At 57.7% G+C, this 20,658-nt stretch carries 17 protein-coding genes; 10 read left to right on the plus strand and 7 right to left on the minus strand.

Annotation, left to right across the window (positions count from 1 at the left end; all coding sequences use genetic code 11):
* Positions 1-40 precede the first annotated feature (40 nt).
* The 3 genes from UTM25_RS15090 to clpS form a co-directional block, all read right to left on the minus strand.
* The gene (locus UTM25_RS15090; RefSeq protein ID WP_194399961.1) at positions 41-481 is read right to left on the minus strand and encodes a hypothetical protein; all 441 of its coding nucleotides are present in this window, start codon (positions 479-481) and stop codon (positions 41-43) included.
* Positions 482-734: 253 nt separating this feature from the next.
* On the minus strand, positions 735-3,014 hold the full coding sequence (gene clpA, locus UTM25_RS15095; protein WP_194399960.1) for an ATP-dependent Clp protease ATP-binding subunit ClpA: 2,280 nt from the start codon (positions 3,012-3,014) through the stop codon (positions 735-737).
* 27 nt (positions 3,015-3,041) lie between these two features.
* The gene (gene clpS / locus UTM25_RS15100) at positions 3,042-3,362 is read right to left on the minus strand and encodes an ATP-dependent Clp protease adapter ClpS (protein WP_006174393.1); all 321 of its coding nucleotides are present in this window, start codon (positions 3,360-3,362) and stop codon (positions 3,042-3,044) included.
* Positions 3,363-3,629: 267 nt separating this feature from the next.
* On the opposite strand from clpS, the gene cspD reads away from it, so the two are divergent.
* Positions 3,630-3,851 carry a cold shock-like protein CspD gene (gene cspD / locus UTM25_RS15105; RefSeq protein ID WP_006809408.1) on the plus strand — a complete coding sequence of 74 codons (222 nt, stop codon included), beginning with the start codon at positions 3,630-3,632 and terminating at the stop codon, positions 3,849-3,851.
* Positions 3,852-3,921: 70 nt separating this feature from the next.
* Here the strand turns inward: cspD and macB are convergent, their stop codons facing one another.
* Positions 3,922-5,862, minus strand: coding sequence for a macrolide ABC transporter ATP-binding protein/permease MacB (gene macB / locus UTM25_RS15110; RefSeq protein WP_194399959.1), 1,941 nt, complete (start codon positions 5,860-5,862; stop codon positions 3,922-3,924).
* Positions 5,859-6,974 (minus strand): macrolide transporter subunit MacA, encoded by a 1,116-nt coding sequence (gene macA / locus UTM25_RS15115; RefSeq protein ID WP_059445587.1) that lies wholly within the window; start codon positions 6,972-6,974, stop codon positions 5,859-5,861. The genes macB and macA overlap by 4 nt, the downstream gene beginning before the upstream one ends.
* Before the next feature lie 159 nt (positions 6,975-7,133).
* Between macA and UTM25_RS15120 the strand changes: the two genes are divergently transcribed.
* Positions 7,134-8,090 (plus strand): VirK/YbjX family protein, encoded by a 957-nt coding sequence (locus tag UTM25_RS15120; RefSeq protein ID WP_126786636.1) that lies wholly within the window; start codon positions 7,134-7,136, stop codon positions 8,088-8,090.
* On the opposite strand, the gene UTM25_RS15125 is transcribed toward UTM25_RS15120, so the two are convergent.
* Positions 8,087-9,745, minus strand: a complete 1,659-nt coding sequence (locus UTM25_RS15125) for an ATP-dependent endonuclease (RefSeq protein WP_029739481.1) — start codon at positions 9,743-9,745, stop codon at positions 8,087-8,089. The genes UTM25_RS15120 and UTM25_RS15125 overlap by 4 nt on opposite strands.
* 372 nt (positions 9,746-10,117) lie before the next feature.
* Between UTM25_RS15125 and aqpZ the strand changes: the two genes are divergently transcribed.
* The 4 genes from aqpZ to hcr all read left to right on the plus strand — a co-directional run bounded on the left by aqpZ (position 10,118) and on the right by hcr (position 14,671).
* Positions 10,118-10,813 (plus strand): aquaporin Z, encoded by a 696-nt coding sequence (aqpZ, locus tag UTM25_RS15130; RefSeq protein WP_014883193.1) that lies wholly within the window; start codon positions 10,118-10,120, stop codon positions 10,811-10,813.
* A 182-nt stretch (positions 10,814-10,995) separates the two neighbouring features.
* Complete coding sequence (locus tag UTM25_RS15135) at positions 10,996-11,895, plus strand: lysine exporter LysO family protein (RefSeq protein ID WP_320714995.1); 900 nt, start codon at positions 10,996-10,998, stop codon at positions 11,893-11,895.
* Between the two features lie 144 nt (positions 11,896-12,039).
* Entirely contained in the window at positions 12,040-13,692 is a 1,653-nt protein-coding gene (gene hcp / locus UTM25_RS15140; protein ID WP_033145071.1) for a hydroxylamine reductase, read from the plus strand.
* 10 nt (positions 13,693-13,702) lie between these two features.
* Complete coding sequence (gene hcr / locus UTM25_RS15145; protein WP_194399958.1) at positions 13,703-14,671, plus strand: NADH oxidoreductase; 969 nt, start codon at positions 13,703-13,705, stop codon at positions 14,669-14,671.
* 90 nt (positions 14,672-14,761) lie between these two features.
* Here hcr and UTM25_RS15150 read toward each other — a convergent pair whose 3' ends face one another.
* Positions 14,762-15,196 (minus strand): DoxX family protein, encoded by a 435-nt coding sequence (locus tag UTM25_RS15150; RefSeq protein ID WP_109846002.1) that lies wholly within the window; start codon positions 15,194-15,196, stop codon positions 14,762-14,764.
* Between the two features lie 151 nt (positions 15,197-15,347).
* On the opposite strand from UTM25_RS15150, the gene poxB reads away from it, so the two are divergent.
* From poxB to UTM25_RS15170, 4 genes are all read left to right on the plus strand, one after another.
* A complete protein-coding gene (poxB, locus tag UTM25_RS15155; protein ID WP_023310968.1) occupies positions 15,348-17,066 on the plus strand; it encodes a ubiquinone-dependent pyruvate dehydrogenase in 1,719 nt (572 codons plus the stop codon).
* Positions 17,067-17,104: 38 nt separating this feature from the next.
* Positions 17,105-18,103, plus strand: a complete 999-nt coding sequence (gene ltaE / locus UTM25_RS15160; protein ID WP_194399957.1) for a low-specificity L-threonine aldolase — start codon at positions 17,105-17,107, stop codon at positions 18,101-18,103.
* A gap of 10 nt (positions 18,104-18,113) precedes the next feature.
* Positions 18,114-19,550, plus strand: coding sequence for a DUF2867 domain-containing protein (locus tag UTM25_RS15165; protein ID WP_194399956.1), 1,437 nt, complete (start codon positions 18,114-18,116; stop codon positions 19,548-19,550).
* A 92-nt stretch (positions 19,551-19,642) separates the two neighbouring features.
* Positions 19,643-20,656 (plus strand): NAD-dependent epimerase/dehydratase family protein, encoded by a 1,014-nt coding sequence (locus UTM25_RS15170; protein WP_194399955.1) that lies wholly within the window; start codon positions 19,643-19,645, stop codon positions 20,654-20,656.
* Positions 20,657-20,658: the final 2 nt, after the last annotated feature.

Here is a 20,658-nt window from a genome sequence, read left to right on the forward strand (position 1 = left end):
CCACGTCCTAAGACTCTACCCCCGACGCCTCGGATCGACGTCAGGAAATAATGTGAATTACCGTTTTTGCACTTTGAGGTGCAACGACATCTGCGGCCATCGAATGCGTTATGTCATGCAGCAGTCCCGTCAGGTGCGGCAACATATCGCGATCAAAATGCGATACCAGCAGTATGTGGTTTAACGCCCGACAGTAATCACACTGTGCTTCGGCGTCTTCAAGCAGCCACTCTTTTTGTCTCGGTTGTTCCGCGTCGTCCTCAAATTCCACCACCTGAAAATCACGCATTGATTCTGTGAGGCCGGCTTTCATTTCTTCCAGATACGCACCCAGGCAGCGGCAGACGGGCTGCGTTTGTGGGAGTGATTTGCAGTCGAGGAGGATTTCAGTGAGCAGTTTGCAGCGCTCTGCAAGTGTTGGGAGATCGGGGTTGAGGGAGAGTTCGCTATAGAGTTGGGCGAAATTATTAGTATCAGTCATATGTGATCCTTTATGCACGTAAGATTGTCTGTGCACACACTTTCAGGACGCCAATCCCGGCACCTTATTTTGCAGGTGCGCCGCCATTTTATTACTGTGGATTTATCCAGCAACTGACTTCGAAAGAAACTGGAAAGCGCCTCGCAAAATTCCTCTGCGGCCTGATGCCCTCACCCCCCCCCTCTCCCACGGGGAGAGGGAGAAAACAAAAAAAACGGCAACCGAAGTTGCCGTTTTGCTTTTACCTTATAACTCAGTGAGCCGCTTCCGGCTTGTGCTTCGCCGCACTCTGGAAATCGTACGTCAGTTCGTTATTCGCCTGATCCAGCGCCACGGTCACCTGACCGCCGTCCACCAGCGAGCCAAACAGCAGCTCGTTCGCCAGCGGTTTCTTCAGGTTGTCCTGAATCACGCGCGCCATCGGACGGGCACCCATCGCACGGTCGTAGCCTTTCTCGGCCAGCCAGTTGCGGGCCTCCTGGCTCACTTCCAGCGACACGCCTTTCTGATCCAGCTGAACCTGCAGCTCGACGATGAACTTGTCCACTACCTGGTGAATCACGTCGGTAGACAGGTGATCGAACCAGATAATGTTGTCCAGACGGTTACGGAACTCCGGCGTGAAGATCTTCTTGATCTCCTCCATCGCATCGGTGCTGTTGTCCTGGTGGATCAGGCCGATGGATTTACGCTCGGTTTCACGCACGCCGGCGTTGGTGGTCATCACCAGCACCACGTTGCGGAAGTCCGCCTTGCGCCCGTTGTTGTCGGTCAGCGTCCCGTTGTCCATCACCTGCAGCAGGATGTTGAACACGTCCGGGTGCGCCTTCTCGATTTCATCGAGCAGCAGGACCGCGTGCGGATGCTTGATCACCGCGTCGGTGAGCAGGCCGCCCTGGTCAAAGCCCACGTAGCCCGGAGGCGCACCAATCAAACGGCTGACGGTGTGACGCTCCATATACTCGGACATATCAAAGCGCAGCAGCTCAATGCCCAGCGCTTTGGAGAGCTGAACCGTCACCTCGGTTTTCCCCACGCCGGTTGGGCCAGCGAACAGGAAGGAACCGACAGGCTTGTGGTCATGCCCCAGCCCGGCGCGGGCCATCTTGATCGCTTCGGTTAAGGCCTCAATGGCTTTATCCTGACCAAAGACCAGCATTTTCAGGCGATTGCCGAGGGTGCGCAGCGTGTCGCGGTCGCTCTGAGAAACGCTCTTCTCAGGGATACGCGCGATGCGGGCCACCACGGACTCGATATCCGCCACGTTAACGGTTTTCTTACGCTTGCTGGCCGGCATCAGGCGCGCACGCGCCCCTGCCTCATCAATCACGTCAATCGCCTTATCCGGCAGATGACGGTCGTTGATGTATTTCACCGCCAGCTCCACCGCGGCACGGACCGCTTTCGCAGTGTAACGCACGTCGTGGTGCGCTTCGTACTTCGGCTTCAGGCCGTTGATGATCTGCACCGTCTCCTCGACGGACGGCTCGGTCACATCGATTTTCTGGAAGCGGCGCGCCAGCGCACGGTCTTTCTCAAAGATGTTGCTGAACTCCTGGTAGGTCGTGGAGCCAATTACGCGGATCTTACCGCTGGAGAGCAGCGGTTTGATCAGGTTCGCGGCATCCACCTGGCCACCGGAGGCCGCACCTGCGCCGATGATGGTGTGGATCTCATCGATAAACAGGATGCTATTGGTGTCCTGCTCCAGCTGTTTTAACAGCGCCTTGAAGCGTTTTTCAAAATCACCGCGGTATTTGGTGCCCGCCAGCAGCGAGCCGATATCCAGCGAGTAAATGGTGCAGTCGGCAATCACTTCCGGCACGTCGCCCTGCACAATGCGCCAGGCAAGCCCTTCGGCAATCGCGGTTTTACCCACGCCTGACTCACCCACCAGCAGCGGGTTGTTCTTGCGGCGACGGCACAGCACCTGGATCGCGCGCTCCAGCTCTTTATCGCGACCAATCAGCGGGTCGATACCGCCAACGCGAGCAAGCTGGTTAAGGTTGGTGGTGAAGTTTTCCATACGATCCTCCCCGCCTGCTTGCTCTTCATTGTTATTGACCTGATTGCTGGAATCCGATGCCTGGTTAGGCTCGTCTTTGCGCGTTCCGTGAGAAATAAAGTTAACCACGTCGAGGCGGCTGACTTCGTGTTTGCGCAGCAGGTAGGCAGCCTGTGACTCCTGCTCGCTGAAGATGGCGACTAAGACGTTTGCGCCAGTCACTTCGCTACGCCCGGAAGACTGGACGTGGAATACCGCGCGCTGCAGCACGCGCTGGAAGCTGAGCGTCGGCTGCGTGTCGCGCTCTTCTTCACTGGCTGGCAGCACCGGTGTGGTTTGTTCGATGAAGGCTTCGAGTTCCTGACGTAGCGCCACCAGATCCACGGAGCAGGCTTCCAGCGCTTCGCGGGCAGATGGGTTGCTAAGCAGTGCGAGCAGTAAATGCTCGACGGTCATAAACTCATGTCGGTGCTCACGCGCTCTGGCGAAAGCCATGTTTAAACTGAGTTCCAGTTCTTGATTGAGCATAGGCACCTCCCCCAATTTTATGCCTTATCAGGCCTTTTCCAGCGTACACAGCAACGGATGCTCGTTCTCCCTCGCATAGTCGTTCACCATCGCCACTTTGGTTTCCGCCACTTCGGCTGTGAAGATGCCGCAGATAGCTTTGCCACGATAATGAACGGTAAGCATCAGTTGCGTTGCACGTTCTACATCATAAGAAAAGAACTTTTGTAGCACGTCAATAACAAATTCCATCGGCGTGTAATCATCGTTCATTAACATAACTTTATACATAGATGGCGGTTTTAGCGCGTCGCGCACTTTATCTTCCGCCAGCTGGTCGAAATCCAGCCAATCGTTGGTCTTACCCATTATGCATAACCACTTTGAATCTACCTCAGATGTTAGATAACAATCATCTATTACTGTCATCCGCGATGTCTGTCACAAACTGTTGCAATAGCGTTAACTGCTTCAAACTTTGGTTGATTATTGTCCCATCTCCAGCGCCAAACGCTTGACGACTTCTTTCGTTTCTCTAAATTGTACAAGCGTGAGATGGCGAGGTTTTGAACAGCCCCCACTCCACCACCGGTTCATTCCATCTTAACTTATAAGATTTACGAAGGATGTCGAAGCATGGAAATGGGTACTGTTAAGTGGTTCAACAACGCCAAAGGGTTTGGCTTCATCTGCCCCGAAGGCGGCGGCGAGGATATCTTCGCTCACTATTCCACCATTCAGATGGATGGTTACAGAACGCTCAAAGCCGGGCAGTCCGTCCGGTTCGATGTACATCAGGGACCAAAAGGCAATCATGCAAGCCTAATCGTACCCGTTGAAGCAGAGACGGTTGCATAGCTCTCTGTTTTATTGTGTACATCCCGCAGTCAAAATGCCAGCCCGATCGGCTGGCATTTTTATTTTCGGGTTATTCCCGAGCCAGCGCGTCCACCGGATCCAGCCGCGCCGCGTTGCGGGCGGGCAACCAGCCAAACAAAATGCCGGTAAAGGTCGAACACAAAAACGCGGTGATAATGGCAACCGGCGAGAAGCCAATCTCCCAGCCGGGTAAAAAGAGCTGGAGCGCAAACGCGATCATCATCGAGAGCGCAATGCCCATCGCCCCGCCGACCAGACACACCAGAACCGCCTCTATCAAAAACTGCTGCAGCACGTCGCTGGCCCGGGCGCCGACCGCCATGCGAATACCGATCTCTCGCGTGCGCTCGGTGACCGACACCAGCATGATATTCATCACCCCGATGCCGCCGACGACCAGCGAGATCACCGCCACCAGCGTGAGAAACAGCTGAAGAGTACGTGTGGTCTTTTCCGCCGTTTTCAAGAGGCCGTCCATATTCCAGGTGAAGAAATCTTTCTTCCCGTGGCGCAGGGTTAACAGCCGCTCAAGCTGCTGTTCGGCGAGCGCGCTGTCGTAGCCCTCCTTCACGCGTACGGTGATGGAATTGAGCCATGACTGCCCCATAATCCGCCCGGAGATGGTGGTATAGGGCAGCCAGACGCGCAGGATCTTGCTGCTGCCAAACATAGACTGCTTCTCTTCCGCCACGCCGATGACAGTGGCAGGCATGTTGCCGACCAGGATCACTTCGCCTACCACGCTGGCTTTATTGGGGAAGAGCTGCCTGCGCGAGTTCGCGTCCAGCACCACCACCTGCGCCCTGCCCGCCAGCTGCTCGGCGTTGAAGGTGGCGCCTTCGCTGAAGGTCATGCCGTAGACGTTGAAGTAGTCTCCGCTGACGCCGTTAGCGCTGGCGGCCACGTCAACGTTGCCCACGCGCAGACGCAGGTTCTGCGAAACCGCAGGCGTGGCGGAGTTCACCCACGGCTGCTTCTGAATCGCCGCCAGATCGTCATACTTCAGCGCCTGTTGATACTGCGGCTCGTCGTCACCAAAATCTTTGCCCGGATAGACGTCAATGGTATTGGTGCCGATGGCGCGGATATCGGCCAGCACCAGCTGCTTGGCCGCGTCGCCCACCACCACGATCGATACCACCGAGGCGATACCGATAATGATGCCGAGCATCGTCAGCAGGGTGCGCATTTTGTTGGCCGCCATCGCCAGCCAGGCCATGGTCAGCGCTTCGCGAAAGCCGCTGGAGAACTGTCCCCAGCCGGTTGATGCCGGTAGCACTTCTTTCGGCGCCGCAGCCCTGGACTCACGCGGCGGTGGATTGCTGACCAGCTCGCCGTCGTGGATCTCAATAATGCGTTCCGCCTGCGCCGCTACCTGCGGATCGTGGGTAACGATAATCACCGTGTGCCCCTGATCGCGAAGCTGATGGAGGATCGCCATCACCTCTTCGCCGGAATGGCTGTCGAGCGCGCCGGTCGGTTCATCCGCGAGGATCACCTGCCCGCCGTTCATCAGGGCACGGGCAATACTCACGCGCTGCTGCTGGCCGCCGGACAGCTGCGACGGCTGGTACTCCACCCGCTCCGCCAGCCCCAGACGCGTCAGCAGCATCTGCGCGCGCTCAAGGCGCTTTTTCCGTTCGACGCCCGCATACACCGCAGGCACCTCCACGTTCTGGGCCGCGTTAAGGTGAGAAAGCAGATGGTAACGCTGGAAGATAAAGCCGAAGTGTTCCCGGCGCAGCTTCGCCAGCGCGTCGCCGTCCAGAGTAGAGACATCCGTCCCGGCCACGCGATAGGTCCCGCTGGTCGGTTTATCCAGACAGCCGAGAATGTTCATCAGCGTCGATTTACCGGAACCCGACGCGCCGACAATAGCCACCATCTCGCCCGCTTCCACGCGCAGGGAGATGCCCTTCAGCACCTCCACCGGGCCGTCGCCTGACGGATAGCTGCGACGAATGTTATTCAGCTCAAGCAGCGCCGTCATTTAGCGGCTCCGGGCAGGCTTTCGCTGACAACAACCTCCTCGCCCTCTTCCAGTCCTTTCACCACCACCACGTCGGTGTCGTTGCGCGCGCCGATAACGACCTCGCGCTCGCGCGTTTCGCCGTTGCGCAGCACTTTCACTTTATAACGACTATCCCCGGCGGATTCACCGAGCGCAGAGAGCGGAATGGTCAGCACGTTCTTCACGCCGGTCAGCTGGATATGCACCTGCGCGGTCATGTCCAGACGCAGCACGCCCTGCGGGTTTGGCACCTCAAAGCGGGCATAGTAAAAGATAGCGTCGTTAACTTTTTCCGGCGTTGGCAGAATGTCTTTCAGCACGCCTTCGTAGCGCGTCTGCGGGTCGCCAAGCACCGTAAACCAGGCGTTCTGCCCCGGCTTAAGATGGATCACATCCGCCTCTGAGACCTGGGCTTTGACCAGCATGGTGCTCATGTCCGCCAGCGTCAGAATGTTCGGCGCCTGCTGCGCGGCAATCACCGTCTGGCCCTGCAGCGTGGTGATCTGGGTGACTTCACCCGCCATTGGCGCGACGATTTTGGTGTAGTCGAGGTTGGTTTTTGCCGTATCCAGCGAGGCCTGATTGCGTTTGATCTGCGCGTCAATCGTGCCAATTTGCGCCTGTTTCACCGCCAGTTCAGTGGTGGCAGTATCTAAATCTTGTTTCGAAATAGCCTGGGTTTTGGCCAGCGCCTGCTGACGGGTCAACGTTACCTGAGCCAGGTTACGTTCTGCCAGAGCCTGGGCACGCTGCGCGCGCAGCTCCATCAGCGTGGCTTCCACCTCGCGGATCTGGTTCTCAGCCTGCTCAGGATCGATAACGCCGAGCAGCTGGCCTTTTTTCACCTTGTCGCCAATCTCAACCGACAGCGTTTTCAACTGGCCGCTGACCTGAGCGCCGACGTCAACCTTGCGCAGCGCGTCAAGCTTGCCCGTCGCGAGGACGTTTTGCTGCAGTTCGCCCGGGCGAACAATCAGCGTCTGATACTGCGGCACCGGCGCATTCAGCACCTGCCATAGCCAGTACCCACCGGCTAAAACCACGACCGCCAGCAGCAGAAACAGCGTTCTGCGTTTTCCCTTGAGGTTCATAAATATTCCAAATAAATGTTCTGGCAATGATAAGCGTTGATTCTAACTAAACGACTCTTCAACGAAAGCCCTGTTCTCCGAAATCGTCCTAATTTGTTTACGAGATGTTGACATTTCTCCTGCTGAAATAGCGATATTCCAAAAGGATCAGGATCTACCATGTCTTCTATCGTCGATACATCACTTTCAAACCTGCCGCAGCCAAAATCCGGCTGGCAGCTCTTCAAAAACCTGGCTTTCGGTGAGATCGCACCCGGGCTGGCATGGGAAAAACCCGCCTATCGACGCAAGTTCATGCTGCGCTCACTGGCGACACCGCTCAGCACCGCTCGACTGCTGTCTGATCTTGCGAAACATCCGCACCTGATGCAAATGCTCCAGGTTCAGCCAGGGCTGCCCTGCCGCCTTCATCGTCCGTGGTTAACGGTCAATATGGAGCGACAGCGTGTGCTGGAGTCGCTGTCCTGGCACTATCAGATGATGTGCCGCCAGCTGCCGGCGACGCTGACAAAGGGTTACCTTTCAAAGCAGGGCGTGACTCTGCTGACCTTAACCGGAAAAGATGAACAGCAATTTACCGTCCGCCTGTGTGCCGACGCGTTTATGGATAAAGAGGGAGAAGCTACCCTCGTTTTCTGTGACAGTCAAAATACGGCGCTGGCGGAGATGACCTTTACGCTATGCCAGTTTGAGGGAAAATCGACGCTGTTCATTGGCGGTTTGCAGGGCGCAAAAGCGCATGTTCCCCATGAGCTGATCCAGGGAGCGACGAAAGCCTGCCACGGCCTGTTCCCGAAACGTCTTCTGGTCGAGGCCGCAATGACGCTCGGCGCCGCGTTCCCGGTAGAGCAGATTGTCGCCGTCAGTAACGATACCCATATTTATCGCAGCTGGCGCTACCGCAAGAAAAAAGAGGGCAAACTGTTGGCCGATTACGATAGTTTCTGGCTCTCCATCGGCGGTGAAAAGCAGGATAACGGTAATTTTATGCTGCCACTCGTCATGCCGCGTAAACCGATGGAAGAGATCGCCAGCAAAAAACGCTCCGAATATCGCCGCCGCTACGCGCTGCTGGATAGCCTGATTCAGCAGATGAAACAGGCGACCCAACGCTAATCCGCTTTCCCGCGTGCCAGCCACAGCACGCGGGAGAACATCTTCCGTAGCAGGGTCGGTACCGCCTCCACGCCCCGCCTACCCGCTTCCGTCGCCACTTCAATGGCTAAATCCGGTTTTGACGAACGGTGAATGGCTTTGGCGATCACCCGCCGCATGTTCATCGGGACATCGACCGGCACCATGGCAATGCGGTGGAAGACGTCGTCGAACCCCTGACGATACATAAAGTGTTCCATGTCCATCGCGGGGAGCATGGTTAAATGGTCGCGTTCTTCCTCGCGCTCGTTATTCAGCAGGCTCCGCACGGTCGAGGCATATTTTTTACCCGCCTCATCACCGTCTACCAGCACGTGCCACTCGATCCCCATCCGGCGGGCGAATTTTATCAGCGGCTTTAATCCCGACTGCGCGAATTCAATCACCTTAATGCCTTCCGCATCAAAATGGTGGCCGCACTGGCGCGCCAGCTCGTTGATGACCCAGGTTTCCGTTTCCCCTTCGACCAGCAGCCAGCAGCGGGCAAAGAGCGACGACGCCCGGTTAAAGCGAATATGAAACGCGATGCGCCGCCCGTCTTCCGCGTTCAAACCGCCCGGCCCAAGCCGGAAAGCGGAGACGCGGGACGATTCACGCACCAGGCGACAGACGTGTTCTACCGGCGTCAGCGATAATAACTCTCCGGAATTGGTGGTCGTAATGCGCTGGAGCGGCAGCAGATTCAGCAGATGCCAGGCCACGGAGAGCATGATGGGATGCAGGCGCGTTTCCGGGTCTTCCACCAGCAGCAGCGGCCGGGCGTCCCGGTCCAGACGAACGGTGCCTTTAGCCTGCAGAAGCGTTGAAAACAGCCCCAGCAGAATCACCCGATGGGTACGACCGCCGGGCCGGTCGATCATCCGGTTAATGATGTCGAGATAACGCCAGCTTCGCTGCTCATCATGGGAGCGGCGGCGCATCAGACGGTGGCGCGACTCCGAGGTTCCCTGCTCGGAAAAATAGTGCTCCAGGAGCTGTACCATTGCGGACAGCCCCTGACGGATTTGTCCGTCGGTCAGATTCTGCGGGCGCGACACCAGCTCTCTGGCCAGAAAATCCAGCTCGCGGGCGGTGACTTCAACTTCCGGCATATTGGGTACGGTTCCGTTACGAATACGCCGCATAAAGCGCGCATCGCGCAGGCGTAACACCGGCGTCAGGCGGATCAGATGACGGGCCAGATCGTCGATATTGTCCAGCGGGATCGGGTTGGCTTTCTCATCGAGAAAATCACGCAGGGTGAGCACCCCCTCGTTCTCCGCCATCTCACCTTCAAGCCGATAGAAAATCCGGTGGAAACCGTCATCGCACGGCACCCAGCAGGGTGACAGCGGGCGGAAGCGACGCACGCGATGACGTCCGGGCTCGGATTCGCGGAACGTCAGGATGATATGCAGGTGCTTCTCACGCCCCGTTACGTCGCCGGGCGGAAACCAGAAATCGTCGCGAACGAAGTGATACAAATCGTCTTCGGGCGAAAGCAGTAGCGTCAATGCATCCAGCAGGCTGGACTTACCCCACGCGTTCTCGCCGATCAGGACGTTGTTCTGCTCCAGCTGCAGCGACAGGCGGTTAATACCGCGAAACCCGACAATTTCCACACGTTCGAGAAGCATAAATCCCCCGCGATATGATCACTTTTTCCTTTAAGTAATCAGCAGTATAGCGGGATGCACACGGGCTTGACACTGCAATCCGCCTCCATAACCTGGCGGAAGCACGAAAAATTCAGAATTTATCCATCAGGTTTCATTTGAAATAACCCACATCTCACAAGATACTACCGCCCGCAAATTGGTCTATGCTCTATTTACCGCTGATTTGAACAAGGATTGACATCACATTGCCTTAAATCAAATTAATCGAATTTATTTAAGTGGCGAAGGGGTGTTGTTGGTTTTTAAAATACGGGCTCTTTGAGTCGTCATCCCTTTATGGCGATATATCCCGTGCGCGGGAAAGCGTGCGGAAAATTATTTGAGGTGGTTATGTTTAGAAAATTGGCAGCAGAATGCTTTGGTACATTCTGGCTGGTATTTGGTGGCTGCGGTAGCGCCGTTCTGGCAGCAGCATTCCCGGAATTAGGCATTGGTTTTGTCGGCGTCGCGCTGGCGTTTGGTTTAACCGTATTAACCATGGCGTTTGCCGTGGGACATATTTCCGGCGGTCATTTTAACCCGGCAGTAACGTTAGGTTTATGGGCGGGCGGCCGTTTCCCGGCGAAAGACGTAATTGGCTACATTGTGGCGCAGGTAGTTGGCGGTATTATTGCGGCGGGCGTTCTGTACGTGATTGCCAGCGGTAAAGCCGGCTTCGACGCGGCGGCCAGCGGCTTTGCCTCTAACGGCTTCGGCGAACACTCTCCGGGCGGTTACTCCATGCTGTCCGCCATCGTGATTGAAATCGTTCTGACCGCCGGCTTCCTGCTGGTGATCCACGGCGCAACGGACAAACACGCGCCAGCCGGTTTTGCCCCGATTGCCATTGGGCTGGCGCTGACGCTTATCCACCTGATTTCTATTCCGGTCACTAACACCTCCGTTAACCCGGCACGCAGCACCGCCGTCGCCATCTTCCAGGGCGGCTGGGCGCTTGAACAGCTGTGGCTGTTCTGGGTGATGCCAATTATCGGCGGTATCCTGGGTGGCGTGCTGTATCGCACCCTGCTGGAAAAACGCGATTAATCTTTCCCTCCCTCTCCCCGTGGGAGAGGGCCGGGGTGAGGGCCACTGGCCGCACACCCCACATCGACACAAGCCGGGTAAGGCGCAGCCGCCACCCGGCTTTCTTTTGCCGCTTTACTGAACAGCCTTTATTGGGTAGTGTCACTGGCGCTTAACCGATACTCAAAAAGGACCGGCTGTTCATGTTTTCAGGACTCCTCATCATTTTGCTGCCCTTGATCGTGGGCTATCTTATTCCGCTGCATCGTGAATCCGCATTAAGGCTCATTAATCGATTCCTGAGCTGGATTGTCTACGTTATTCTTTTCTTTATGGGGATTAGCCTGGCATTTCTGGACAACCTGTCGGCGAATTTACTCTCCATCCTCCATTATTCTGTTGTCACCGTGGTGGTTATTTTGCTGTGCAATATTGCCGCGCTGCTGTGGCTGGAACGCACTATTCCGTGGAAAAATCACCATCATCAGGAAAAGCTCCCTTCTCGAATTGCAATGGCGCTTGAATCATTAAAATTATGCGGCGTCGTGGTGCTGGGTTTTCTTCTTGGGCTGACAGGTTGGGCATTTTTACAGCACGCGACAGAGGCCAGTGAATATACGCTGATCTTCCTGCTGTTTCTGATTGGTATTCAGCTGCGAAATAATGGCATGACGCTGAAACAAATTGTCCTGAACCGTAGGGGGATGATGGTTGCCGTTATGGTTGTCGCCAGCTCAATGGTGGCGGGCGTCATCAACGCCTTTATTCTCGATCTGCCGCTGAAAACCGGCCTGGCAATGGCGTCCGGTTTTGGCTGGTATTCGCTCTCAGGTATTCTGCTGACTGAATCATTCGGCCCGGTGATCGGCAGCGCCGCCTTCTTTAACGATCTGGCGCGAGAGCTGATTGCCATCATGCTGATCCCGACCCTGGTTCGCCGCAGTCGTTCTACCGCGCTGGGCCTGTGCGGCGCAACGTCGATGGACTTTACCCTGCCGGTACTACAACGCTCCGGAGGTCTGGAGATGGTTCCCGCGGCTATCGTGCACGGCTTTATTTTAAGCCTGCTGGTTCCGGTCATGATGGCCTTCTTCTCTGCCTGATACTTCTTTGGCGGTAGGTTTCCTGCCGCCAAAATTGCGCTAAATCAATCTCCCTCTATTTTGTAGCAGAAAGCCCTTTTCTCCGTTCTGGCACAGGCATAACCTTAAACATGTATATTAAATATAACTTTAACAGGTGTGATTATGTTTTGTGTGCAATGTGAACAAACCATCCGTACCCCGGCAGGCAATGGCTGCTCTTACGCACAGGGTATGTGCGGCAAAACCGCAGAAACATCTGACCTGCAGGACCTGCTGATTGCCGCCCTGCAAGGCCTTTCCGCATGGGCGTTCAAAGCCCGCGAATACGGCATTGTCGACCACTACGTCGACAGCTTCGCCCCGCGTGCCTTCTTCTCCACGCTGACCAACGTTAACTTCGACTCTCCGCGCATTGTCGGCTACGCCCGCGAAGCGATTGCCCTGCGTGAAGCGCTGAAAGCCCAGTGCCTGAAGGCGGACGCCAGCGCTCGCGTGGAAAACCCGATGTCTGAACTGCAGCTGGTCAGCGACGATCTCGGCGACCTCCAGCGTCAGGCGGCAGAGTTCACCCCGAATAAAGACAAAGCGGCGATTGGCGAGAACATTCTCGGCCTGCGCCTGCTGTGCCTGTACGGCCTGAAAGGCGCTGCGGCCTATATGGAACACGCGCACGTTCTGGGTCAGTACGACAATGAGATTTACGCCCAGTACCACAAAATCATGGCGTGGCTGGGTACCTGGCCTGCCGATATGAATGCCCTGCTGGAATGCTCAATGGAAATCGGCCAGATGAACTTCCGTGTGATGAGCATTCTTGACGCCGGTGAAACCAGCACCTACGGCCACCCGACGCCGACGCAGGTCAACGTCAAGGCAACCGAAGGCAAGTGCATTCTGATTTCCGGACACGACCTGAAAGATCTCTACAACCTGCTGAAGCAAACCGAAGGCACCGGCGTTAACGTTTATACCCACGGCGAAATGCTGCCGGCGCACGGCTACCCGGAGCTGCGTAAATTTAAGCATCTGATCGGTAACTACGGCAGCGGCTGGCAAAACCAGCAGGTGGAGTTCGCCCGCTTCCCTGGCCCTATCGTGATGACCTCTAACTGCATCATCGACCCGACCGTCGGCGCGTACGATGACCGTATCTGGACCCGCAGCATCGTTGGCTGGCCGGGCGTGAGCCATCTTGAAGGTGACGATTTCGGTCCGGTTATCGCCCAGGCGCAGCAGATGGCGGGCTTCCCGTACAGCGAGATCCCGCACCTTATTACCGTCGGCTTCGGTCGTGAAACCCTGCTGGGTGCCGCTGATTCGCTGATCGATCTCGTCAGCCGTGAAAAGCTGCGCCACATCTTCCTCGTCGGCGGCTGCGACGGCGCGCGCGGCGAGCGTAACTACTTCACCGATTTCGCCACCAGCGTGCCGGAAGACTGCCTGATCCTGACCCTGGCGTGCGGCAAATACCGTTTCAACAAGCTGGATTTCGGCGACATCGAAGGTCTGCCGCGCCTGATCGATGCGGGCCAGTGTAACGATGCTTACTCGGCCATCATTCTCGCGGTCACCCTGGCGGAGAAACTGGGCTGCGGCGTGAACGACCTGCCGCTGTCGCTGGTGCTGTCATGGTTCGAGCAGAAAGCGATTGTCATCCTGCTGACCCTGCTCTCTCTCGGCGTCACCAACATCGTGACCGGTCCGACCGCGCCTGGCTTCCTGACGCCGGACCTGCTGGCGGTGCTGAACGAGAAATTCGGCCTGCGTTCCGTGACCAACGTTGAAGATGATATGAAACAGCTGCTGAGCGCGTAAGGAGTTATTCATGACCATGCCAACCTCACAATGTCCGTGGCGGATGCAGGTTCATCACATCCATCAGGAGACGCCGGATGTGTGGACGCTGTCGCTGCTGTGCCATGACTACTATCCGTACCGTGCAGGCCAGTACGCGCTGGTCAGCGTTCGCAATTCGGCGGATACGCTGCGCGCCTACACGATCTCCTCAACGCCGGGCGTGAGCGAGTACATTACGCTCACCGTCCGCCGCATTGACGACGGCGCGGGCTCGCAGTGGCTGACGCGGGACGTGAAGCGCGGGGATTATATCTGGCTGTCTGACGCGCAGGGCGATTTCACCTGTGACGACAAAGCAGACGATAAATTCCTGCTGCTGGCGGCGGGCTGTGGCGTAACGCCAATTATGTCGATGCGCCGCTGGCTGGCGAAGAACCGCCCGCAGGCCGACGTGCAGGCGATCTTCAGCGTCCGCTCCCCGGAAGATGTGATTTTTGCCGGGGAGTGGCGTAATTATCCGGTGACGCTGGTGGCGGAGCACAACGCGACCCACGGCTTTGTGCCCGGTCGCCTGAGCCGCAAGCTGCTGCAAAGCGTGCCGGATATCGCGAACCGCACCGTGATGACCTGCGGCCCGGCGCCGTACATGGACATCGTGGAAAAAGAGGTGAAAGCGCTTGGCGTGACCCGCTTCTTCAAAGAGCAGTTCTTCACGCCGGTGGCGGAAGCGGCAACCAGCGGCATAACCTTCACCAAACTGCAGCCTGCGCGGACCTTCTTTGGCCGCGTGGGGACCACGCTGCTGGAGGCGCTGGAAAGCAACAAGGTGCCGGTAGCGGCGGCCTGCCGCGCGGGCGTGTGCGGCTGCTGTAAGACGAAGGTGGTTTCCGGGGAGTACACCGTCACCAGCACCATGACGCTGTCCGACGCGGAAATTGCCGAGGGTTACGTGCTGGCGTGCTCGTGCCACCCACAGGGCGATCTCGTCCTCGCATAAACGGTAAGCGTTCGATCGTAGGCCCGGTAAGCGTCAGCGCCACCGGGCTTTTTGTCGGGGGGCACTGCGTTTACCCGACCTACAACAACCTCACCGCCACGCAGGACCTTTCCCTACCGCAAACCGCCCCGCCCCTAAAAACGCGACCGCCAGCGAGCCGATAAAGAAGTACACCAGGCTTTCAATCGCCCATGCGCCTACCTTATCGAGGGCGAGCGTTTCACCCATTCCCACCATCAGCCACGCCACAATCATCGTAAAGGCCAGCACCAGCGCGGCCGGACGTGTAAAGAGCCCGACAATAATCAGAACCGGTGCCACCACTTCTCCAACCAACACGCCGTAGGCGATAAATCCCGGCAGCCCTTTTTCCACCAGCATGCCGCTGATAAAGCCCACGCCGCCAAAAAGCTTGTGCAAACCGTGAAAAAGCATCAGCCCGCCGACGGCAAGTCGTAACAAGAGTTTGCCAAGATCGTCGCACGATAGCTTTTCATTAACAGCGATTAACAATGATTTAACCATTTGAAATAATTCCTGTTTTTACTGAGGTAACACCAGATTATGCCGAATAATTGCGCATGAAAAGCACCTTTTAATTGGGGGGATGCGACGGGCAATACGGAGACTTTCTTCTAAGCTTGTAAGCGATATCACAAAAAGGAGACGGACAACCATGAAACAAACCGTGGCTGCATATATAGCGAAAACGCTCGAACAGGCTGGCGTGAAACGTATCTGGGGCGTAACCGGCGATTCCCTGAACGGACTTAGCGACAGCCTCAACAAGATGAAGACTATCGAATGGATGCCTACCCGCCATGAAGAGGTTGCCGCCTTCGCCGCAGGCGCTGAAGCACAGCTTACGGGGGAACTGGCCGTGTGTGCGGGCTCGTGCGGTCCCGGCAACCTACATCTGATCAACGGGCTGTTCGACTGTCACCGCAATCACGTGCCGGTGCTGGCGATTGCCGCCCACATCCCCTCTTCCGAAATCGGCAGCGGCTATTTTCAGGAGACGCATCCGCAGGAGCTGTTCCGTGAATGCAGCCACTATTGCGAGCTGGTTTCATCCCCGGAGCAGATCCCGCAGGTGCTGGCGATCGCCATGCGCAAGGCCGTGCTGAACCGCGGCGTTTCTGTGGTCGTTATCCCGGGAGACGTGGCCCTCAAGGCCGCGCCGGAAGGGGCCAGCACCCACTGGTATCACGCCCCGCAGCCCGTGGTAACGCCTGCGGAAGAAGAACTGAAAAAGCTGGCGCAGCTGCTGCGTTACTCCAGCAATATCGCCCTGATGTGCGGCAGCGGCTGCGCGGGCGCGCACAAGGAGCTGCTTGAATTTGCCGGGAAGCTGAAAGCGCCGATTGTCCACGCCCTGCGCGGCAAAGAGCACGTCGAGTACGACAACCCCTTTGATGTGGGGATGACCGGTCTGATCGGTTTCTCCAGCGGCTTCCACACCATGATGAACGCCGACACGCTGATCCTGCTCGGCACCCAGTTCCCGTATCGCGCGTTCTACCCGACGGATGCGAAAATCATTCAGATTGATATCAATCCGGCCAGCATCGGCGCGCACAGCAAGGTCGATATGGCGCTGGTGGGCGACATCAAATCCACCCTTGCCGCCCTGTTGCCCCTGCTGGAAGAAAAAACGGACCGCAAGTTCCTTGATAAAGCACTGAGCGACTATCGCGACGCCCGCAAGGGGCTGGACGACCTCGCCAAACCGAGCGACAAAGCCATTCACCCGCAGTATCTGGCACAGCAGATCAGCCATTTCGCTGACGACGATGCCATCTTTACCTGCGACGTGGGCACGCCAACCGTCTGGGCGGCACGCTATCTGAAGATGAATGGCAAACGCCGCCTGCTCGGCTCGTTTAACCACGGCTCGATGGCCAACGCCATGCCGCAGGCGCTGGGCGCAAAAGCGACGGCCCCGGAGCGTCAGGTGGTGGCGATGTGCGGCGACGGCGGGTTCAGCATGCTGATGGGGGATTTCCTGTCGGTGGTGCAGATGAAGCTCCCGCTGAAAATCGTGGTCTTTAACAACAGCGTGCTGGGCTTCGTGGCGATGGAGATGAAGGCCGGAGGCTACCTGACGGACGGCACCGAGCTGCACGACACCAACTTCGCGCGTATCGCCGAGGCCTGCGGCATCACCGGTATTCGCGTGGAGAAAGCCTCAGAGGTGGACGAAGCCCTGCAGCGTGCGTTTTCCATCGACGGTCCGGTGCTGGTGGATGTCGTCGTCGCCAAAGAAGAGCTGGCGATCCCGCCGCAGATCAAGCTTGAACAGGCCAAAGGCTTTAGCCTGTATATGCTGCGCGCCATCATCAGCGGTCGCGGTGACGAGGTGATCGAACTGGCAAAAACCAACTGGCTCAGGTAAAACATTTCGCACGACCTCTTAAAATAAAGGGATGTGAAATGATTGATTTACGCAGTGATACCGTAACCCGCCCGAGCCGCGCCATGCTCGAAGAGATGATGGCCGCCCCGGTCGGGGATGACGTTTACGGCGATGACCCGACGGTCAACGAACTGCAGCGCTACGTGGCTGAACTGAGCGGCAAGGAGGCCGCGCTGTTCCTGCCGACCGGCACGCAGGCTAACCTGGTCGCGCTGCTCAGCCACTGCGAGCGCGGTGAAGAGTATATCGTCGGCCAGGGCGCGCATAACTATCTGTATGAAGCAGGCGGTGCCGCCGTGCTCGGCAGCATTCAGCCCCAGCCGATTGACGCCGCGCCGGACGGTTCCCTGCCGCTCGATAAAGTCGCGGCGAAAATCAAAGCCGACGATATTCACTTCGCCCGCACCCGGCTGCTCAGCCTCGAAAACACCCACAACGGCAAAGTGCTGCCGCGCGAATACCTGAAAGCAGCGTGGGAATTCACCCGCGAGCGCAGGCTCGGCCTGCACGTTGACGGCGCGCGCATCTTTAACGCCGTCGTGGAGTATGGCTGCGAGCTGAAAGAAATTGCGCAATACTGCGACTCGTTCACCATCTGCCTCTCTAAAGGGCTGGGCACGCCGGTGGGCTCTCTGCTGGTGGGCAGCGCGGACTACATCAAGCGCGCCAACCGCTGGCGCAAAATGACCGGCGGCGGCATGCGTCAGGCGGGTATTCTGGCGGCTGCCGGGCTGTATGCCCTGAAAAACAACGTGGCGCGTCTGAAGGACGATCACGACAACGCCGCGTGGATGGCGGCTCAGCTGCGCGAGATTGGCGCCGACGTGATGCGCCACGACACCAACATGCTGTTTGTTCGCGTGGGAGATGACCACGCCGCGCTGGGTGAATTTATGAAATCACGTGGCGTGCTGATCAACGCCTCACCCGTCGTGCGTCTGGTCATGCATCTCGACGTGAGCCGCGAACAGCTGGCGGACGTGGTGAAACACTGGCAGGCGTTTTTACAGCGATAAGGAGCATCACGTGCCGCAACGAATTCTGGTGCTCGGCGCCAGCGGGTACATCGGTCAGCATCTCACCGCGGCGTTAAGCCAGCAGGGACACCAGGTGCTGGCAGCGGCACGCAACACCGAACGCCTGCAAAAACTCAGTTTGCCTGGCGTTACCTGCCACAGCGTTGACCTCAACTGGCCGAAGGAACTTCCCGCCCTGCTGGAAGGGGTCGACACGCTTTACTATCTGGTGCACAGCATGGGCGAAGGCGGGGATTTTATCGCCCACGAGCGTCAGGTGGCGATGAACGTCCGCGATGCCCTGCTGCAAACCCCGGTGAAGCAGGTCATTTTTTTAAGCTCGCTCCAGGCGCCAGAACACGAGCAGTCCGATCACCTGCGCGCCCGCCAGCTGACGGCTGAAACCCTGCGCGGGGCGAATATCCCCGTCACCGAACTGCGCGCCGGGATCATCGTTGGCGCAGGCTCCGCCGCCTTCGAAGTGATGCGCGATATGGTTTACAACCTGCCGGTACTCACGCCGCCGCGCTGGGTGCGCTCGCGCACCACGCCGATTGCGCTTGAGAATTTACTGCATTATCTGGTGGCCCTGCTGGATCACCCGGCGGAGCAACACCGCGTGCTCGAGGCGGCAGGTCCTGAAGTGCTGAGCTATCAGGAGCAGTTCGAACATTTCATGCGCGTCAGCGGCCGCCGCCGCTGGCTGATCCCCATCCCCTTTCCGACCCGCTGGATTTCGGTGTGGTTTTTGAATGTGATCACCTCGGTGCCGCCGACGACCGCCAAAGCGCTGATCCAGGGGCTCAAACACGATTTACTGGCGGACGATCGCGAACTGCGGGCACTCATTCCCCAGGACCTGATCCGCTTTGACGATGCCGTACGCAATACGCTGAAAGAAGAAGAGCAGCTGGTGAACTCCAGCGACTGGGGTTACGACGCCCAGGCGTTTGCCCGCTGGCGCCCGGAGTACGGCTATTACCCGAAACAGGCGGGCTGCACGGTGAAAACCCACGCCAGCCTGGCCGCGCTGTGGGAGGTGGTGAACCAGATTGGCGGCAAAGATGGTTATTTCTTCGGCAATATCCTCTGGCAAACGCGCGGAGCAATGGATCTGCTGGTGGGGCACAGGCTGGCAAAAGGCCGCCCGGCACGTCCGTATCTTGAGGTGGGCGATGCGGTCGACAGCTGGAAGGTCATCATCGTCGAGCCGGAAAAACAGCTGGCGATGCTGTTCGGCATGAAAGCCCCGGGGCTGGGCCGACTCTGCTTTACCCTCAAAGACAAAGGCGACCATCGCGAACTGGACGTCCGCGCCTGGTGGCATCCGCACGGAATGCCGGGTCTGTTCTACTGGCTGTTGATGATCCCTGCCCACCTGTTTATCTTCCGGGGAATGGCGAAACGCATTGCGCAACGGGCAGAACAAAAGACGGAAAAGATCTAAATAAAACTCTCTTTCTTTCACCTTTCCCATTGCATAGCGCCGTAATTCACGAAAGAATGCGCACGAAATTCTTTTCAACACAGTGGATTGATATGAAGGTACTGGTTACCGGGGCGACCAGCGGCTTAGGCCGAAATGCGGTCGAATTTCTGCGCAACAAGGGCATCAGCGTCAGGGCTACCGGTCGCAACGAAGCGATGGGAAAACTGCTGCAAAAAATGGGCGCGGAGTTCGTCCATGCTGACCTGACGGAGCTGGTCTCCTCGCAGGCGAAAGTGATGCTCGCCGGTATCGACACGCTGTGGCACTGCTCCAGTTTTACCTCCCCATGGGGTACCCAGGAAGCCTTCGATCTCGCCAACGTGCGGGCAACCCGCCGTCTGGGCGAATGGGCCGTTGCCTGGGGCGTGCGCAACTTTATTCATATCTCGTCACCGTCGCTCTATTTCGACTATCACCACCATCGTGACGTGCAGGAAGATTTCCGCCCGGCTCGCTTTGCCTGCGAGTTTGCCCGCAGCAAGGCGGCCAGCGAAGAGGTCATTGATCTGCTGGCGCAGTCAAACCCGCACACTCGTTTTACGGTCTTACGTCCGCAGAGCCTGTTCGGGCCGCACGACAAAGTGTTTATTCCGCGCCTGGCACAGATGATGCACCACTACGGCAGCGTGCTGCTGCCGCGCGGCGGCGATGCGATGGTGGATATGACCTATTACGAAAACGCCGTTCACGCCATGTGGCTGGCAAGCCAGCCGGACTGCGATAAGCTCATCTCCGGTCGCGCCTACAACATCACGAACGGCGAACCCTGCACGCTGCGCAGCATTGTGCAGCGCTTAATTGACGAGCTGCAGATCGACTGCCGCATCCGTTCAGTCCCTTACCCAATGCTGGATATGATTGCCCGCAGCATGGAGCGTTTTGGCAGTAAATCGGCCAAAGAGCCTGCGCTGACGCATTACGGCGTATCGAAGCTTAACTTTGATTTCACGCTGGATATTTCGCGTGCGGAGAACGAGCTTGGGTACAAACCGATCGCGACGCTGGACGAAGGGATTACGCGTACGGCGGCGTGGCTGCGGGATCACGGGAAGCTTCATCGGTAGAT

The sequence above is a fragment of the Enterobacter sp. 61D5 genome, assembly GCF_034107965.1.
GTDB lineage: Bacteria > Pseudomonadota > Gammaproteobacteria > Enterobacterales > Enterobacteriaceae > Enterobacter > Enterobacter cloacae_M.

Excerpts from the sequence above, each read along its gene's own strand:
- aqpZ (WP_014883193.1), top strand. The coding sequence starts at position 10,118 with ATGTTTAGAAAATTGGCAGCAGAATGCTTTGGTACATTCTGGCTGGTA.
- clpA (WP_194399960.1), bottom strand. The coding sequence starts at position 3,014 with ATGCTCAATCAAGAACTGGAACTCAGTTTAAACATGGCTTTCGCCAGA.
- UTM25_RS15090 (WP_194399961.1), bottom strand. The coding sequence starts at position 481 with ATGACTGATACTAATAATTTCGCCCAACTCTATAGCGAACTCTCCCTC.
- hcp (WP_033145071.1), top strand. The coding sequence starts at position 12,040 with ATGTTTTGTGTGCAATGTGAACAAACCATCCGTACCCCGGCAGGCAAT.
- UTM25_RS15150 (WP_109846002.1), bottom strand. The coding sequence starts at position 15,196 with ATGGTTAAATCATTGTTAATCGCTGTTAATGAAAAGCTATCGTGCGAC.
- hcr (WP_194399958.1), top strand. The coding sequence starts at position 13,703 with ATGACCATGCCAACCTCACAATGTCCGTGGCGGATGCAGGTTCATCAC.
- UTM25_RS15170 (WP_194399955.1), top strand. The coding sequence starts at position 19,643 with ATGAAGGTACTGGTTACCGGGGCGACCAGCGGCTTAGGCCGAAATGCG.
- ltaE (WP_194399957.1), top strand. The coding sequence starts at position 17,105 with ATGATTGATTTACGCAGTGATACCGTAACCCGCCCGAGCCGCGCCATG.
- UTM25_RS15135 (WP_320714995.1), top strand. The coding sequence starts at position 10,996 with ATGTTTTCAGGACTCCTCATCATTTTGCTGCCCTTGATCGTGGGCTAT.
- poxB (WP_023310968.1), top strand. The coding sequence starts at position 15,348 with ATGAAACAAACCGTGGCTGCATATATAGCGAAAACGCTCGAACAGGCT.
- cspD (WP_006809408.1), top strand. The coding sequence starts at position 3,630 with ATGGAAATGGGTACTGTTAAGTGGTTCAACAACGCCAAAGGGTTTGGC.
- UTM25_RS15125 (WP_029739481.1), bottom strand. The coding sequence starts at position 9,745 with ATGCTTCTCGAACGTGTGGAAATTGTCGGGTTTCGCGGTATTAACCGC.
- macB (WP_194399959.1), bottom strand. The coding sequence starts at position 5,862 with ATGACGGCGCTGCTTGAGCTGAATAACATTCGTCGCAGCTATCCGTCA.
- UTM25_RS15120 (WP_126786636.1), top strand. The coding sequence starts at position 7,134 with ATGTCTTCTATCGTCGATACATCACTTTCAAACCTGCCGCAGCCAAAA.
- macA (WP_059445587.1), bottom strand. The coding sequence starts at position 6,974 with ATGAACCTCAAGGGAAAACGCAGAACGCTGTTTCTGCTGCTGGCGGTC.
- clpS (WP_006174393.1), bottom strand. The coding sequence starts at position 3,362 with ATGGGTAAGACCAACGATTGGCTGGATTTCGACCAGCTGGCGGAAGAT.